Origin of the sequence: Castellaniella denitrificans (genome assembly GCF_042653765.1) — a bacterium.
Lineage (GTDB): Bacteria > Pseudomonadota > Gammaproteobacteria > Burkholderiales > Burkholderiaceae_B > Castellaniella > Castellaniella denitrificans.
Genome location: NZ_JBHSEZ010000028.1, coordinates 368,669 through 385,292 on the forward strand (window position 1 = coordinate 368,669; position 16,624 = coordinate 385,292).

Consider the following 16,624-nt stretch of genomic DNA (forward strand, 5'->3'; position numbering starts at 1 on the left):
TTTCATCCATGGAAATCGGAAGCGAAGTCGTCCGCCTGCTGCACCGGGACGCGGGGCGCAGCGACCTGGAGGCTCTGCGCGACCGGCTGTCTCGATTGCCGGATGGAGCGGCCCGGACCCGCGCGCTGGAGATCCTGTCCATGGGCCTGACCGTCAAGGAGCGCCTCGAACAGCACCAGCAGCGCGAGCGCGGCCTGATGGCGGTCATCGAGACCGCGCAGGACCTGACCCGGATCGTCGATATCGACGCGGTGCTGCGGGTCATCGTCCAGCGGGCCCGGACGCTGCTGGGCTGCGACGTCGGCTACCTGTCCGTCTACGATCCGGAACGCCGCGATTTCTACGTGCGGGCGACGGACGGCGCGTTCTCGGAGCGTTTCTGCAGGATCCGCGTCGGCCTGGACACCGGGGTATGCGGCTATGTGGCGCGGCATCGCAGCCCGTATTCCTCGTCGGACTACCCGGGCGACAGCCGTTTCAATCATTCGGACTTCATCGACGGCGCCATGCGCGACGAGGGCATTGCATCGATCCTGGGCGTGCCCCTGCTGAGCGCCGGCGAGGTCTCGGGCGTGCTGTTCGTGGGCGATCGCTACGTGCGCGCGTATACGGCGTGGGAGACGTCGATCCTGTCGACGCTGGGTGCGCAGGCCTCCGTGGCGATCGGCAATGCGCGCCTGTTCGAGCAGGCGCGCGATGCGCTGGCGCGGGCGGGCGCGACCAACGAGCTGCTGTCGCGCCAGACGGCGGACACCCGTGCGGCGGCCGAGGCGCACGAGCAGTTGACTGCTCTGGTGGCGCGCGGCGGCGATCTGCCGGACGTGTGCGCGATGCTGGCGCGCCGGCTGGGCGGGCGGGTGGCCGTCTGCGACGAGGGGGGCAGGGAGATCGCCGCCGCGCGCGGGGAAGAGGGCGTCGAGGATCCGGCGGAGGAGGGACGCTGGATCGAGGACGCCGCGTACGCGGCCCTGGCGGAGAGCCGGCGGACCGGGCGTTCCGTCGCCTATCGGAAATCCCGCAGGGTGTGCGCCGTCGTGGGCGGCGAGGGGCCGCTGGGAGGCCTGGTGCTGCATACCGCCGAGCCCCTGGGCGAAGTGGCGGCCCGCATCTTCGAGCGGGGCGCCATGGTGACGGGTGTCGTGCTGCTGCTCAAGGCGCAGCGGGCGCTGTCCCTGATGTCCGATGCGCCGGCCGTGCTGCACGGCCTCGTCCATGGACCGGGAGGCCGGTCCGAACGCTTCGCGCGGCAGGCGGAAAAGTACGGCGTCGACATCCATCGGTCCATGCGGCTGCTGGTGGTGCGGGCCGGGCGCGACGGCTGCGCCCACTTGCGCCGGCAGCTGATGGATCGCCTGGGGATGTCGGGCGCGCTGTTCGACGATGTCGGGGATTCGCTGGTCGTGCTGGCCAACGCGGCACGGATGGAGCCGGCGCTCGCGGCGATGCGGGCCTGCCTGCGCCATCATCGCGGTCCGTTCTCGGGCGTCGTGGGCGAGGCCATCATCCGTCCCGACGATTTGCCGGAATCGTTCGAAAGGGTCGAACGCTGCCTGGACCTGCTCGATGCGCTGGATCGGCGGGGCGAGATCTTCGACGAGGGCCGGCTCGCCTTGTACGCGCCGCTTTTCAGCCGCGCCGACGCGGCCGCCATCGAGGGATTCCTCACGGCCACGCTGGGCGGACTGTACGCCGGTCCCGATGCCCGCGGGGAACGCCGCGCCGTGCTGGCCGGCACGCTGCTGTCCTACCTGGACCACGGCTACAACGCGGCCGAGGCGGCCAGGAGCCTGTCCCTGCACATCAATACGCTGCGCCAGCGCTTGGAGGCGATCGACGCGCTGCTGGAGGGCTGGCGCGACGCGGGGCGCGCGCTCGAAGTCCACATGGCCCTGCGCCTCTGGCGGCTGCGCGATCCGCAGCGGTTCGCGGCGCTGGACGAGCCGGCCGCCGGCCCGGATCAGCGGCGCCAGCCGTGACCGCCGTGCCAGCCTGGACCCCGACGGCCGCCCCATGACCTGAAACCGAAGTAGTAGGTCGGCGGCGCTACGTAGACGGGCGGCGCGACATAGACGGAAGGGCCGGCGTAGACGACTCCGTCGCCGCCGTAGTAGTAGGCGGGCGCGGGTTCGTAGACGGCGCATCCGCCCAGGGCGGATGCCACGGCCAGCGCGAGAACGAGCCGGCCGGCGCGGCGGGAGATCGGGGTTTTCATGAGGAGGATTATGAGCCCGGCGCGGGTGCGAGGGCGCGAGGATTTGCCGGCGCTTACACAGCTACGGGATTTCTCCCCATTCGTGCCGTCGCCGCCATGATTGGTCACATCCGGGCGAGGGGCGCTGTCTCGCGGCAGCCACAGGTGGAAAGGATTCTGGTGGGCCCCCCGAGAGTCGAACTCGGCACCAACGGATTATGAGTCCGCTGCTCTAACCAGGCATGAGCTAGAGGCCCGTTCCCGCCCGTGGTGCGTTGCGCCCAGGGGCTGGAAGTCCGGGATTATCGCATAGGGCGCCGTCCGTGGCGGATGCGGAAGGTGCTCCATGGAAGAGGCGGACGGCGCCCCCTGGAAAGGGAGGGATGGCGGCCTGCCACCCGTCGCCCGCCGCGCGATGGCCGTGCCCCGGTCCGGATGGTAATCTCACCCTGACATAAGGATAGCAACGACCCGGGAGGGTTCTCCATGCGGCATTTTCTTTCGCGCATCGCGCTGGCGGCGCTGGTCCTGTGCGGCTCCGCCTCCGCCTCGGCCCTGTCGGTGACGCGGTTTTCCCCCGAGGGCATGATGGCCCGGATCGCCCGGGTGCAGGCCGATTTCGACGCGCCCGCCGTGGCGCTGGGCGACGACGGGGCGGCCGATCCGTTCCTGATCGCGTGCGACGATGACGCCGCCAAGGGCGCGGGCCGCTGGACCGATCCGCAGCACTGGGTCTATGTTTTTGACAAGCCCTTGGCGGGGGCGGTGTCGTGCCAGGCGAAGCCCAATCCGGATTTCCGCGACCTGCAGGGGCAGCCGCTGGCCGGAGACGCGCGCCATTTCGCCACCGGCGGGCCGCGCGCCCGCCTGGTGCGGCCCTGGAGCCGCACGATTTCAGAGGACCAGGTCTTCGTGCTGCGCTTCAACGCGGCGCCGGACACGCGGTCCCTGCTGGCGCATGCCTATTGCGAGGTCGAGGGCCTGGGCGAGGCCGTGCCGATGCGCCTGGTCACGGGCGCGGACCGTGAACGGATCCTGAAGACGGTGGCGGGCGAGGACGAGGCGGATGCCTGGGATGACGCCCGCCTGCTGCAGTGCAAGCGCCTGCTGCCTTCGAAGGCGCGGGTACGGCTGGTGCTGGAGCCCGGCGTGCGCTCCGCAGGGCAGGCCGGGCAGCCCGGCGTGCCGTCCACGGCCGGACTGGCCGAGGATTTCCAGGTCCGTACCGCCTTCAATGCCGTCATGAGCTGCACGCGCACGAACGCGCAAGCGCCGTGTTCGCCGCTGTTTCCCATCCTCGTGGCTTTTTCCAGGCCCGTGCCCCGGGAACTGGCGTCGCGCGTTGCGCTGAACGGCACGCAGGAACCGCGTGTGGCGCGGCAGTTCGGTCCCGATGACAATGAGCCGTCGGGCGACGCGGTCGAGACCCTGCAATTCGATCCTCCCTTCGAGGAGCGGTCGACCCTCACGCTGACGCTGCCCGAGACATTGCGCGACGACATGGGCATGCCGCTGGCCAACGCCGACCGCTTTCCCTTGACGATCCGGATGGACGCCCTGCCGCCGCTGGCGAAGTTCGCGTCCGGCGAGTTCGGCATCGTGGAACGTTTCGCCGAGGGTGCGCCGGGCCAGGATCGGCCCGTACTGGCGCCGCTGGCCCTGCGGCGGGTGGAGCCGCAATTGCAGACCCGCGAACTCGTCCTGTCCGCCGGCCAGGTGAGCGACCGGGTGATCACGGACGACGTCCAGGCCTTGCAATGGTATGCCCGGGTGAGGAATCTCCAGGAAGGCTCGCTCACAGCCGGCCAGTTCGCCGACCGGCTGGCGCTGCGCGCGCCGCGCGAGGCCCGGGAAGGCGAACCCCGCATCGACGTGCGTTCGCGTTCCGTGTTCGGCCCCAAGGACGAAGTCCGAACGCTGACCCTGCCGGGTGTACGAGACGCGCAGGGCAAGGACATCGAAATGGTCGGCATCCCCCTGGCCGAGACCGGCCTGCACGTGCTGGAGGTCGCCTCGCCCCGCCTGGGAGCCGCGCTGCTGAAGCGCGAGGGCGCGGCGGCGGACGGGCAGGTCATGCACGTGCGTTCGGCGGTGCTGGTGACGAACCTGGCGGTCCACCTGAAGGCCGGGCGCGACGACACCCTGGTCTGGGTGACGACGCTGGACCAGGGCCGGCCGGTCGCGGGTGCTCGGGTGGCGGTGCTCGACTGCGATGGCCGGCGCCTGCTGGACGGGGAGACCGACGCGCAGGGGATCTGGCATGCCGACACGCCCGTGCCGACGGACCGGTATTGCGAAGGCGCGGAGCAATCGGGGGTGTTCGTCACGGCGCGCATTCCCGCCGACCATCCCCAGGCTCATGGCCAGGCGGATTTTTCCTTCGCCTGGTCGAACTGGGACCGGGGCATCGAGCCCTGGCGCTTCAACGTGCCGGTCAACCGGTCCCGGGATCCCGATCTGGTGGCCCACGCGGTGCTGGACCGCACCCTGCTGCGGGTGGGCGAAACGGTTTCCATGAAGCTGTTCCTGCGCCGCCTGGGCCGCGCCGGCGTGCAAAACCTGCCCGTCGATCGCCTGCCCGCGCAGGTTCGCCTGACGCACGACGGCTCGGGGGATTCGGAAACCCTGGCCCTGGAATGGCGGACCAGCCCCAGCGGCGGCCAGTACGCCCTGGTCGACTACACGATCCCGCGCAAGGCGCATCTGGGCTCTTATTCGATCGAGCTGCAGCCGTCGGCGGGACAGTCGGATGACGACTGGACGCCCTGGCTGCATGCCGGCGATTTCCGGGTCGAGTCCTTCAAGCTGCCGCTGCTGACGGGCTCGCTGAAGATCACGGGCGGCGACGCATCGGCCGCGGGGCCCCTGGTGGCGCCGGAGTCGGTGCGGGCCGATCTGCAGCTGTCCTGGATTTCTGGCGGACCGGCGCGCGACCTGTCCGCCACGCTGTCGGCGGTGGCGCGGCCCCTGGCGCCGAGTTTCGCCGGGTATGGCGATTTCAGCTTCGGCGTGGAAGATTCTGCCGGCGGGGATGCCGCGGAGTCCGGGGATCCGGAATCCGCCGGAGCCGCGTCCGCCGGCCTGCGCCGATTGATCCTGGATCGGCGACCGCTGCGCCTGGACGACCAGGGCGGGGCGCGGGTGGACCTGGCGGACCTGCCGCGCCCGGCCGAGCCCCAGTCCTGGCTGTTCGAGGCGTCCTTCGCCGATCCCGCCGGCGAGATCCAGACGCTGGCCCAGACGGCGCAGGTCTGGCCCTCGGACGTGGTGGTCGGCCTGCGCACGGGCCGCTGGATGTCGCGCGGGGAAAAGTCCAGTGTCACGCTGCTGGCGCTGGATACGGCCGGACGGCCGCGGGCCGGCGTGCCGGTCCAGCTGGACGGGCGCGTGCGCACGACCTACAGCACCCGCAGGCGCCTGGTGGGCGGGTTCTATGCCTACGATTCCCATGAGCAGGTCGCCTCCCTGGGCACGCTGTGCCAGGGGAACACCGACGCGAAAGGCCAGCTGGAATGCCCGGTCAGCCTGGACCGGGACGGCCGGATCGAATTGTCCGCCCAGGCCCGGGACGCGCGGTCGCGCGTGTCGCGCGCCTCGACCTCGATCTGGGTGTGGGGGGACGAGGCCTGGTTCGGCGAGGGCAATGACGACCGGATCGACGTGATCCCCGCCAAGGCTGACTACAAGCCCGGCGAGACCGCCGAATTCACGGTGCGCATGCCGTTCCGCCAGGCGCGCGCGCTGGTGGCGGTGGAGCGCGAGGGCGTGCTGGAAACGCACGTGGTCGATCTGGACGGCGACGAACCCGTCGTGCGCCTGCCCGTGCGGGCCGACTGGGGGCCGAACGTCTACGTCTCGGTGCTGGCCGTGCGCGGCCGGATCCGCCAGGTGCCCTGGACTTCGTTCTTCGAATGGGGCTGGCGCCATCCGCTGGACTGGATGGACGCGCGCACCGCACGGTCCGACGACGCGCCGGAACCCACCGGCCTGGTCGACCTGGCCAAGCCGGCGTTCCGCTTCGGCCTGGCGAGCATCCGGGTCCAGAGCGAGGCCGACCGCCTGCGGGTCGAAGTCGAGGCCGACCGCGACACTTACCAGGTGCGCCAGCATGCCAAGGTCCGTATCCAGGCGACCCTGCCCGACGGCAAGCCGGCCGCCGGGGCCGGCGTGGCCTTCGCCGCCGTGGACGAGGCCCTGCTGGAACTGCGCGACAACGCCAGTTGGGACCTGCTGCGGGCCATGCGCGTGGAGCGCGACTACGGCGTGGAGACCGCCACCGGCCAGGGCGAGGTCGTCGGCCGCCGCCATTACGGCCGCAAGGCGGTGGTGGCGGGCGGTGGCGGCGGCTTCAACGCCACGCGGGAACTGTTCGACACGCGCCTGCTGTGGCGCGGCGACCTGACGCTGGACGCACAGGGCCGGACCACGCTGGAAGTGCCGCTGAACGATTCCCTGACGCGCTTCCGGCTGGTGGCCGTGGTCGATCAGGGGCAGGGCCTGTTCGGCACGGGCTTCACCGACATCGTCAGCACCCAGGACCTGCAGGTGGTGTCGGGGCTGCCTCAGGTGGCGCGCGAGGGCGACCGCTACGAGGCCCGGGCGACGGTGCGCAACCGCACGGACCGGCCGATGGCGCTGGCGCTGTCGGCGCAGGTGTCCGCAGCAGGCGAAGCCGGACAGACCTTGCCCGAACAGGCGCTGCGGCTTGAACCGGGCGCGGCGCGGACGGTGGCCTGGCCGGTGACGGCGCCGATGCTGTCCGGCCGGACGGAGGCCGAGGCGCTGAAGTGGCGCTTCGAGGCGCGGACGACCGAGGGCGAGGCGGCGGCCGACCGGATCGCGGTCGGGCAGACGCTGCTGCCCGCCGTGCCGGTGACGGTGCGCCAGGCCACGCTGCTGCAGATCACGGACGGGGTGCCGCAGAGGGTGCCGGTGGACGCCTCGCCGCGGGCGCTGCCCGATGCGGCCGGCGTGCCGCGCGGCGGCATCCGGGTCAGTCTGCAGTCCAGTCTGGCGGGCTCCCTGCCGGGCGTGCGCGCCTGGCTGGACGCCTATCCCTATGCCTGCGTCGAGCAGCTCAGCGCCAAGGCGCTGGGGCGGCGGGACCCGGCCGCGTGGCGGGTGCTGATGAAGCGCCTGCCCGACTACCAGACCGAGTCCGGCCTGCTGTCGTATTTCCCGGACGGGCGGGGCAGCGTGGCGCTGACGGCGCATCTGCTGGAACTGGCCGCGCGGGCGCGGACCTCGGCCTACGATCTGCCGGCCGAGACGCGCGAGGGCATGCTGGCCGCCCTGCAGGACTACGTGTCCGGCCGCCTGACGGAAGACGGCTGGGCGCCCGTGCGGGACGATTTCTGGCGCAAGCTGATCGCCGTCGACGCGCTGGCGCTGGCCGGCGCCTGGCAGCCCGGCATGCTGGACAGCTTCGCGCTGGAGGTCGACGACTGGCCGACGGCCGCCGTGGTGACCTGGCTGTCGATCCTGCGGCACGTGCCGGACCTGGACGGCCGCGAGGCCCTGTCGGCCCGGGCCGAGGCCGTGCTGCGCGCGCGGCTGTCGCGCCATGGCGCCTCGCTGGTGCTGGCCGACGATACGGTGACCTCGGGCTGGTGGCTGATGAGCAATCCCGCCACGGCGCAGGCCCGCCTGCTGATGACGGTGCTGGACCGGCCCGGCTGGCGCGCGGACCTGCCGCGCCTGCTGACCGGCCTGCTGTCGATGCAGCGCGATGGCGCCTGGTCCACGACCGCGGCCAATGCCCTGGGCACCCTGGCGGTGGACCAGTTCGCCCGCGCGACGGAAACCCATGCGGGCGAGGGCGCGGTGCGCGTGTCCCTGCCGCCCGGCGAGCCGGCCGTGCTGCCCTGGTCCGACATGCCCCAGGCTGACGGCATCCGCGGCCGCTCCCTGGACCTGGCCTGGCCCCAGGCGCGCAAGGGTACGCTGGAAATCGCCCAGCAGGGACGGGGCAGCGGCTGGGCCACGGTCACGGCGCGCGCCGCCGTGCCCCAGACCCAGGCCGTGGATGCCGGCCTGCGGGTCGAGCGCACGGTGGTGCCGGTGTCCAGAGCGCGGGCCGATCGCTGGTCGGCGGGCGATGTCTACCGCGTGCGCCTGCGCGTCCAGGCCCGGGAGGCCCTGGTCTGGTCCGTGATCAGCGACCCGGTGCCGGCGGGGGCCTCCATCCTGGGCGGCGGCCTGGGGCGGGATTCCAGCCTGTCGACGGCGGGTGAAAACCAGGAGGACTGGTGGAACCGGCCCAGCTTCGTCGAACGGGACGCCGGGGTGTTCCGGGCCTACTACGAGGTCATGGAACCGGGCGAGCGGACGCTGGAATACACGGTGCGGCTGAACGTCCCGGGGGATTACCAGCTGCCGCCGACGCGCGCCGAGGCCCTGTACCAGCCGGATATCTTCGGCAGTACACCCAACGCGCCCCTGCGCGTGGAGCCCCAGCCCTGATGGGGCGGATGGACGGGATGCGCCGGAGACTTCGGACCGCCGCGCGGGGGCTGGCCCTGGCCCTGGCCGCGGCGGCGCAGCCTGGGGCTCAGGCCCAGGTCCAGGCTCCTGCGGACGCCTTCCCGCCGGACTACGCGGCCGTCCGGGCGGCCTGGCGGCCTTCGGACGCGCGCCTGCTGGCCGCAGATGGACGGGAACTGCAGCGCCTGCGCACGGATTTCTCCGGCCGGCGCGGCGACTGGCTGCCTCTGGCCGAGGTCTCGGTCGCCCTGCAGCGGGCCGTGGTGATGTCCGAGGACCGGCGTTTTTACGAACACGGCGGCGTGGACTGGCTGGCGAGCGCCTCGGCGGCCTGGTCGTCCGCCTGGGGCGACGGCGCCCGGCGCGGCGCCTCGACCCTGAGCATGCAGCTGGCGGCCCTGCTGGATCCCGCGCTGCGGCGCGGACCCGGCGGGCGCGGCATTCTGCAGAAGCTCGACCAGATGCAGGCGGCCCGGACGCTCGAATCCCGCTGGACCAAGCCCGAGATCCTGGAAGCCTACCTGAACCTGGCGGCCTGGCGCGGCGAACTGGTCGGCGTCGATGCCCTGTCCCGGGTGCTGTTCCAGAAGCACGCTTCGGGCCTGACCTTCCGCGAGGCCGCCCTGGCCGCGGTGCTGCTGCGCGGGCCGAACGCGCCGGTCCCGACGCTGGTCCAGCGCGGTTGCGCCCTGCTGCGCGAGCTGGGCCGGCCGGGCGAATGCCAGGGGTTGCGGGACTTCACGCAGGCGACCCTGTCGCGCGCCCGCGAGACGCGCTTCGACGCGCCGGCGCTGGCGCCGCACTGGGCGCGGCTGCTGTGGGATGCCGGGCTGGCCGATGCGCGAGGCGAGATCCATTCCACGCTGGACCGCGGGCTGCAGGAAGCGGCGGTGCGCTCCGTGCGGCGCCGCCTGGGCGAATTGCGCGGCACCGGGGTGACCGACGCCGCCGTGGTGGTGCTCGACAACCGCAGCGGCGCCGTGCTCGCCTACGTGGGTTCGTCCGGCACGCTGTCCGGGGCCGCCGACGTGGACCATGCGCGCGCCATCCGCCAGGCCGGGTCGACTCTGAAGCCGTTCCTGTACGGGCTGGCGCTGGATCAGCGGCGCCTGACGGCCGCCTCGCTGCTGGACGACAGTCCGGTGGGACTGGACGGGGGCGGGGGACTCTACGTGCCGGACAATTACGATCATCGTTTCGGCGGCTGGGTCAGCGCGCGTACGGCGCTGGCGTCTTCCCTGAACGTGCCGGCCGTGCGCACCCTGATGCTGGTCGGTCCCGATGCGCTGGCCGACCGCCTGGTGGCGCTGGGCCTGCCCCTGACCCGGGGCGGGGACTACTACGGCTACAGCCTGGCGCTGGGGTCGGCCGACGTGACGCTGCTGTCCCTCGCCAACGCCTACCGGGCGCTGGCGCGCGGAGGCGACTACGCGCCCGTGAACCTGCGGGCGCGGCCCGGCGCGGCGGCCCAGGCGGGAATCCGGCTGTATTCACCCGAGGCCGCCTGGATCGTGGGCGACATGCTGGCCGACCGCAATGCGCGCGCCCGGACCTTCGGCCTGGACAGCCCGCTGACCACGCGCTTCTGGACGGCGGTGAAGACCGGCACCAGCCGCGACATGCGCGACAACTGGTGCGTGGGCTGGTCGGCCGACTACACGGTGGGCGTGTGGGTGGGCAACAGCGCCGGGGCCAGCATGCGCAATGTGTCGGGCGTCAGCGGCGCCGGCCCCATCTGGCACGACGTGCTCGATCGGCTCTACCGGGACCATGCGCCCGCTTCGCCGGCCAGGCCGCCGGGGGTCGCGGCGCAGGCGGTGGTTTTCGGCGCGGGGCTGGAGCCCGCGCGCACCGAGTATTTCCTGGGCGACACGGCCCAGGCCCGGTTCGCGCCGCCGGACGAGGGCGCCGGTCACGGCGAGCCGCGCATCGCCGAGCCCGTAGACGGCACCCTCCTGGCCCTGGATCCCGACATCCCGTGGGATCGCCAGCGTCTGCGCCTGCGGGCGGTGGATGCCGGCGCGCGGCCGGTGGCCGATGCCCGCTGGTTCCTGGACGGCCGGCCCTATGGACAGGGCGCGGCGCCGGACTGGGCGCCCAGCCCGGGCGCGCATGTGTTCGAGCTGCGGGATGCGCGTGGCGCGGTGCTGGACCGGGCCCGGGTCATCGTCCGGGGCGGACGGTTCGCCGTCGGGGTGGCCGGCCCGGGCCCCGCCGCCGGCCAGGCCGGCGGCCCGGAGGCGGGGAACCATCCTGATGCGCAGGGTAAACATTGAACACGACGAAATATGCCATCATTGGGCGGTGGACAGGATGAAAAGGAGACGGGGAATGCGCAACCGACATTTTGAACGCAAGCCATGGACGGCGGCCCTGGCGGGGACGCTGCTGGCGGTCCTGGCCGGGTGTCAGGGCCTGCCCGGCGCGCAGGGCGGGGCGGGCAAGGCGGCGACCACCCCCCCCGCGGCCTCCGCCGAGCCGGCCCAGACGCAGGCGATGGGGCCCCAGCACGCCATCACCGAAAACCGCCAGGCCATGGACCTGCGGGTGTTCCTGGCCGATACCCGGTCCCGGCCCGACTGGACGCCGGTCACCCTGAAGCCATCCGGAATCCTGTACGTGCGGCCGACGGCGGTCATCGGCCGCGACGACCTGATCGGCATCCAGTCGGCGACCGACCAGAAGGGCGAAGGCATCCTGGTCCTGATCCTCGGCGACGAGGGCCTGCGCAAGATGCGCGAGGCCACGGCGGCCAATCCCGGCCTGCGCCTGGCCCTGGTCGTGGGCCACACCATGCTGGCCGCGCCGGGCTATGCGGCGCCGATCACTCAGCAGCGGCTCGCCTTCGGCGTGGGGTCGGCGCGCAATGCCGAACTGGCCGCCCGTTCGGTCGCCGGGGTGGATGCCGCGCCGCCGGCCGGGGGATTCTGAGGCCGCCGCCCCGCGCGGCGTGCGCGGCACGTGCGGATGACGTGCGCGCGGTCTGATCGGATCCGCGCTCCGCATGCGCTTGCGGGCCACGTCGCGTTGTTTTTTCAGCGCGGGCGGCGCCATGCCGCAAGTTTTTCTTGCGGCAATAACGCCTGATCGGTGAAAATCTACGCATTGCGTATATAGGAGCCAATGATGGCGATTTCCCAGCAAGTCTTCCTGCGCGACGCGATGCGCCGCCTGAACCTGACTCGCGACGTGTTCGCGGCCCGCATCGGGGTCAAGCGCCGCGCCCTGGACACCTGGCTGCTGCCGGAAGGCTCCCAGGAAGCCCGCGCCATGCCGGAAGTCGTCTCCCGCTTCGTGACCGAGATCGTGGAAAACGGCGCGCTGATGGAAAAGTATGCGCAAAGCGCACAATCCGGTCCGCTGCGCGACCGCATCGCGGTCAACAACAAGCACCAGCTCCTGTCCGTCGACCAGTTCACGCGCGAATCCGTCGAGGAACTGTTCCGCGTGGCCGACCTGATGCAGCCCATCGCTCGGCGGCGGAAAGTGTCCCGCGTCCTGGAAGGCGCGGTGCTGGGCAATCTGTTCTTCGAGGCCAGCACCCGTACGCGGGTCAGCTTCGGCGCGGCCTTCTGCCGCCTGGGCGGCTCGGTGTGCGACACCACCGGCTTCACCTTCTCGTCCATGGCCAAGGGCGAGTCCATCTACGACACCAGCCGCGTGATGAGCGGCTACGTGGACGCCATGGTGATCCGCCATCCGGAAAAGGGCTCCGTGGCCGAATTCGCGGCCGCGACCAACATCCCCGTGGTCAACGGCGGCGACGGCGCGGGCGAGCACCCCAGCCAGGCGCTGCTGGACCTCTACACCATCCTGACGGAATTCTCGCGGCTGGGGAAACTGCTGGACGGCGCGCACATCGTCATGGCCGGCGACCTGAAATACGGCCGCACGGTGCATTCGCTGATCAAGCTGCTGGCCTTGTACCGCGGCATGAAGTTCACCCTGGTGTCCCCGCCGGGCCTGGAAATGCCGGACTACCTGCTGGACCAGGCCAGCCGCAACGGCCACGTCGTCGAACAGACGCACGACCTGGCCGCCGGCCTGAAGGGCGCTGACGTGGTCTACGCCACCCGGGTGCAGAAGGAGCGCTTCTCCGGCGAAAGCCTGGAAGGCTATTCGGCCGACTTCCAGGTCAACAAAGCCATCGTGGACGCCTGCTGCGGCCCGGACACCATCGTCATGCACCCGCTGCCGCGCGACAGCCGCGAGGGCGCCAACGATCTCGGCACCGACCTGAACCACGATCCGCGCCTGGCGATCTTCCGCCAGACGGACAACGGCATTCCGGTGCGCATGGCGATCTTCGCCGTGCTGATGGGTGTCGAGGGCCTGGTGCAGCATTCGCTGCGCGACGTGACCTGGACGCCGCCATCCCACATCGGGCCGGACGACAGCGTGTTCCACGGGATCGACTGACCGGATGACGAGGCCGCCGCATCGCGCGACGGCCAACGGATGGATCGGGCCGGCCCATGCGCGAACATCGCCACGGGCCGGCCGTCGGGCGCGGATGGATCCCGCCCGCGCCGGCGCCGGAAGTCTTAGGGCGCGTCCCGATCCAGCGTGACGCGCAGGATCTGCTCCTTGGCGCCCTCGACGAACTCGTCCGGGTTCCACTGCTTGCTGAATCCCTGCTTCAGGCCGACGTACAGCGCGCTTTCGTCGGCGGCCAGCGCCATCATGTTGGGGAACACGTGGGCGGGGATCTGCCGGGTGATCTGGTAGGTCTTGCCGTCCACGACGCTGATGGTGCCGCTGCGGAAATTGCTGACGTAGATCTCGTTGTGCTTCGGGCTGTAGGACAGCGTGACCCCGCCCTTTCCGGTCGGGACGAAGGCCAGTTGCTTGCCGTTGTTCCGGTCGAACACGTACAGGCCGTCCTGCTCGTCCTTGACATCGGGCCGGGGCTGGTGAATGAATTGCGAGGCGAAGATGCGGCCGCCCCTGGCGTCGACGGCCAGCCCCACCAGGTTGTTCACGCGCGGCTTGATCTTGTCGTCCAGGCGGATGGTGTGGACGACCCTGCGTGTGACGGGGTCGATTTCATTGATGTAGTCGGACCCGGCGGTGAAGATGTGGCCGGTGCCGCGATCCAGGTGCAGCGCATAGCCGACCGAGGGAAACGCGCTCTCGACCTCGCCCTTCATTTTCAGGGTTTCGCCGTCCAGGATCAGCAGTTTGTAGAACGACCGGTATTTGTCGTTTTCCTTGACGCTGCCGATGTAGGCGGTGAACAGTTCACCGGTCTGCGCGCTGTGGACGACGTGGCGCAGGTGTTCGTGCTGCGGTTCGCTGGGATCGACGTGCAGCCGTTCGCTGGTGAGCGCCACCTTGCCGGTCTTCGGGTCGACCTTGCTGATGCGCAGCGATGCGGCCTGGGTATGGCCGACGTACAGCCATTGGCCCTTCGCGTCCTGCGTCAGCGAGAACGCGCGGTACGGCATGGCGTAGCGGCCCTTGATGTCCAGGGTCTTGCCGTCGAAGGCGTACAGATAGCCCAGGTTGTCGTCCCGGCGCACACGGTCCATGACCGAGGCGAACACCAGGCCGGTGGGGGCGTTGTATTGCAGTTCGTACAGCCCTTCTTCGGGGTGTTCCAGGTAATTGGCGCTCATCCAGAGCCGGTCCTTGGTGGAGGGAGGCGGCGATTCGCTGAAGGCGGCGCCGGACAGGCAGAGCGCCAGGGCGGCGGTCAGGATGGCGGCGGTGCGCCGCGAGGACGGCGAACGAAGGGTGTTGCGCATGGGAGTTCTCGCTGAGGGTTGGAGGGTGGGCATCGAGGGTGGGTCAGAGGCCCGTCCACAGGTAATCGGCATGGCGGCCGTCGAAGCCGGCCGATTCCTCGGCCAGCAGCAGGACCTTGACCCGGGGCAAGGTCTGGTCCGCCCGCAGGTCGCGCAGGTGGACGGGAACCCCGAGGGTCTTCAAGGCATGGATGTTGCCGGTGAATAGGATGGCGGGTTTCGGGGCGCGCAGCAGGGTCTCGGCCATGCGCCGGTCGCGCTGCATCTGCACCGCGATCATGCCATCGAGCCTGTCGTCGCCGGCCCGCATGCCGTGGCTGTCGGCGATGGTGTCGGCCAGCGTGCGGGTGATCGCGGGGTCGCCGCTGAGCGTGCCGGCCGGCCGCGCGCCGCTGCGCAGGATGTTTTCGACTTCCGGGCGGTCGAGATTGGCGGCCAGCACCGGCGCCGGCTGCGCCATCAGCGCGGTGACCAGCCCGCCGTACTGGCGCCACGGCCAGCCGCGGCTCCAGGCGAGCTGCGCCTGCAGCGCTTCATCGGTGGGGCGCGCTTCCGGAAAGGCGCGCTGTGCCGCGTCGAGGCGGGCCTGCTGCGAGACGGTGGCCATTTCCAGCACGTAGCTGCCCGCGGGGCGGCGCAGGGGCAGGGTTCGCACCAGCCATTCCTCGATCTGATGATGAGGGTACGCGTCGTGGCGCTCGCCGACGATGACGATGTCGGCACGGGCGAGTTCTTCCAGCAGTGTGTCCGGGGTCAGCGTGCCGCCTCCGGTCAATGACTGGATGCGGCCTTGCGCGGCGGCCTGCGACAGGGGTCGCGGCCGATGGCCGGCATCTCCGGCATCCGGCAGGTGCTGGCACGCCGTCAGCAGCAGAGCGAGCAGACCGCAGGCAAGGCGCCGCGCGGCGGCGGACAGCGGGAACGAGCGGTGAGCGGCGCCTGTCATCTACGATGAATGGTTAATGAGAATAATAATCAATTTGATATCAAATTATAGCGGAAGGATGGTTTCTGTTGACGATGACCGGGGCGTTCCAGGACTGCGGGATGCCGTGGTGCCCGGCTTCCTGTGGAAGATGGCCCCGGCGGGCCGCAAGATGGTGCACGAAGTGGCCTGCAGGGCTCGTTGCTGGACTGGATGCGGCGCAGAAGCCAGCAAGGCGTGCCATGTCAGTTCAGCGCCGCGGGGTGTCATGGGAGACTGGGCGGCAGCGCGATTCGGGCATTTCCTGAAGGTTATTTCACGTCTTGCGCAGGCAGACGCAGCCGGCTCGCGCACCATTCCCATACCGCCTGCACCGCTTTGCTCGGCGCGGGTGTTCGCTTGCGAACCAGAAAGTAATCCGGCTCCATGATGGTTGTGGCATCCGTGACCCGCACCAAGCGTCCCGCTTCAAGATCAGCGGCCACGAAAGCCCGGCATGCCAGGGCAATGCCTTGCCCCGCCATGGCCGCATCGAGGGCCAGCGCGGTCTGGTTGAACACCGCGCCAGGCAATGGGGTGCCAGAGTGCAGGAATGCGGGCCAGTGGTGGTGGGCATCGTGCAAGAGCGGCAGCGTCCGCAGCCGACCGATGTCCAGAGGCAATGTCATGCCCTTCACCAGATGCGGGCTCGCCACGGCCACCAATTCCTGGCGGAACAGCAGCCGTGCTTCCTGATCTGGCGGAAATGGCGATCGGGCCATTCGTACCGCGATGTCCACTTGATCCCGGTCGAAGTCCGACAGCGCTTCTGTCGCCACGGTGCGCAATTCCACTTCGGGCAGGTCGGCCTGCAATTGCGCCAGGCGGGGAATCAGCAGCTTGGCCGCCACCGTGGGAGTGACGCTGATCGTCACGGTATTCGGCTGGGCCAGCAGTCGCCCTGTGGCGATGGCGAGGATGTCGAAGGCGCGACCGACATCCGCGAGGTAAGCCGCGCCAGGCCCGGTCAAGGCCAGCCCGCGCGGCAGGCGCTGGAACAGCGCAAGGCCGAGACGGTCTTCCAATCCACGCACCTGCTGCGCGACGGCGCCCTGCGTGACGTTCAGTTCCTCCGCCGCAGCACGGAAGCCGCGGTGGCGTCCTGCTGCCTCGAAGGCGCGCAAGGCGTTCAATGGCGGCAGCCTGCGGGATCGAGTCATGGGTCAGGCCAGTAGTTTTTCTACACCATCAAGCGTTTATTTATAGCGCGAAATTTCCTCTTGCAGATGGAATAATTTC

9 protein-coding genes and 1 tRNA gene are annotated in these 16,624 nt (G+C 70.6%); 5 read left to right on the plus strand and 5 right to left on the minus strand.

Going from position 1 to position 16,624, the window contains the following annotated elements:
* Positions 1 to 8 precede the first annotated feature (8 nt).
* Positions 9 to 1,976 carry a helix-turn-helix domain-containing protein gene (locus ACFO27_RS13850; RefSeq protein WP_376817844.1) on the plus strand — a complete coding sequence of 656 codons (1,968 nt, stop codon included), beginning with the start codon at positions 9 to 11 and terminating at the stop codon, positions 1,974 to 1,976.
* Here the strand turns inward: ACFO27_RS13850 and ACFO27_RS13855 are convergent.
* Complete coding sequence (locus tag ACFO27_RS13855; protein ID WP_376817845.1) at positions 1,958 to 2,212, minus strand: hypothetical protein; 255 nt, start codon at positions 2,210 to 2,212, stop codon at positions 1,958 to 1,960. The genes ACFO27_RS13850 and ACFO27_RS13855 overlap by 19 nt on opposite strands.
* Before the next feature lie 157 nt (positions 2,213 to 2,369).
* A tRNA-Ile gene (locus ACFO27_RS13860) sits at positions 2,370 to 2,448 on the minus strand.
* A 229-nt stretch (positions 2,449 to 2,677) separates the two neighbouring features.
* Between ACFO27_RS13860 and ACFO27_RS13865 the strand changes: the two genes are divergently transcribed.
* The 4 genes from ACFO27_RS13865 (at position 2,678) to ACFO27_RS13880 (ending at position 13,093) form a co-directional block, all read left to right on the plus strand.
* Entirely contained in the window at positions 2,678 to 8,653 is a 5,976-nt protein-coding gene (locus ACFO27_RS13865; RefSeq protein ID WP_376817846.1) for an alpha-2-macroglobulin family protein, read from the plus strand.
* 17 nt (positions 8,654 to 8,670) lie between these two features.
* Positions 8,671 to 10,950 carry a penicillin-binding protein 1C gene (gene pbpC, locus ACFO27_RS13870; RefSeq protein ID WP_376817847.1) on the plus strand — a complete coding sequence of 760 codons (2,280 nt, stop codon included), beginning with the start codon at positions 8,671 to 8,673 and terminating at the stop codon, positions 10,948 to 10,950.
* 55 nt (positions 10,951 to 11,005) lie between these two features.
* Positions 11,006 to 11,605 (plus strand): hypothetical protein, encoded by a 600-nt coding sequence (locus ACFO27_RS13875; RefSeq protein WP_376817848.1) that lies wholly within the window; start codon positions 11,006 to 11,008, stop codon positions 11,603 to 11,605.
* A 195-nt stretch (positions 11,606 to 11,800) separates the two neighbouring features.
* Positions 11,801 to 13,093, plus strand: a complete 1,293-nt coding sequence (locus tag ACFO27_RS13880; protein WP_376818066.1) for an aspartate carbamoyltransferase — start codon at positions 11,801 to 11,803, stop codon at positions 13,091 to 13,093.
* A gap of 125 nt (positions 13,094 to 13,218) precedes the next feature.
* On the opposite strand, the gene ACFO27_RS13885 is transcribed toward ACFO27_RS13880, so the two are convergent.
* The 3 genes from ACFO27_RS13885 to ACFO27_RS13895 all read right to left on the minus strand — a co-directional run bounded on the left by ACFO27_RS13885 (position 13,219) and on the right by ACFO27_RS13895 (position 16,545).
* A complete protein-coding gene (locus tag ACFO27_RS13885) occupies positions 13,219 to 14,421 on the minus strand; it encodes a YncE family protein (protein WP_376817849.1) in 1,203 nt (400 codons plus the stop codon).
* Positions 14,422 to 14,464: 43 nt separating this feature from the next.
* Positions 14,465 to 15,367, minus strand: coding sequence for a ChaN family lipoprotein (locus ACFO27_RS13890; RefSeq protein ID WP_376817850.1), 903 nt, complete (start codon positions 15,365 to 15,367; stop codon positions 14,465 to 14,467).
* A gap of 290 nt (positions 15,368 to 15,657) precedes the next feature.
* Positions 15,658 to 16,545: a LysR substrate-binding domain-containing protein gene (locus ACFO27_RS13895; RefSeq protein WP_376817851.1), complete on the minus strand. Its 888-nt coding sequence runs from the start codon at positions 16,543 to 16,545 to the stop codon at positions 15,658 to 15,660.
* Positions 16,546 to 16,624 lie beyond the last annotated feature (79 nt).

What these genes read in the sequence shown, in the direction of transcription:
- ACFO27_RS13850 (WP_376817844.1), top strand. Translation starts at nt 9, where the DNA reads ATGGAAATCGGAAGCGAAGTCGTCCGCCTGCTGCACCGGGACGCGGGG.
- ACFO27_RS13855 (WP_376817845.1), bottom strand. Translation starts at nt 2,212, where the DNA reads ATGAAAACCCCGATCTCCCGCCGCGCCGGCCGGCTCGTTCTCGCGCTG.
- ACFO27_RS13865 (WP_376817846.1), top strand. Translation starts at nt 2,678, where the DNA reads ATGCGGCATTTTCTTTCGCGCATCGCGCTGGCGGCGCTGGTCCTGTGC.
- pbpC (WP_376817847.1), top strand. Translation starts at nt 8,671, where the DNA reads ATGCGCCGGAGACTTCGGACCGCCGCGCGGGGGCTGGCCCTGGCCCTG.
- ACFO27_RS13875 (WP_376817848.1), top strand. Translation starts at nt 11,006, where the DNA reads ATGCGCAACCGACATTTTGAACGCAAGCCATGGACGGCGGCCCTGGCG.
- ACFO27_RS13880 (WP_376818066.1), top strand. Translation starts at nt 11,801, where the DNA reads ATGGCGATTTCCCAGCAAGTCTTCCTGCGCGACGCGATGCGCCGCCTG.
- ACFO27_RS13885 (WP_376817849.1), bottom strand. Translation starts at nt 14,421, where the DNA reads ATGCGCAACACCCTTCGTTCGCCGTCCTCGCGGCGCACCGCCGCCATC.
- ACFO27_RS13890 (WP_376817850.1), bottom strand. Translation starts at nt 15,367, where the DNA reads ATGACAGGCGCCGCTCACCGCTCGTTCCCGCTGTCCGCCGCCGCGCGG.
- ACFO27_RS13895 (WP_376817851.1), bottom strand. Translation starts at nt 16,545, where the DNA reads ATGACTCGATCCCGCAGGCTGCCGCCATTGAACGCCTTGCGCGCCTTC.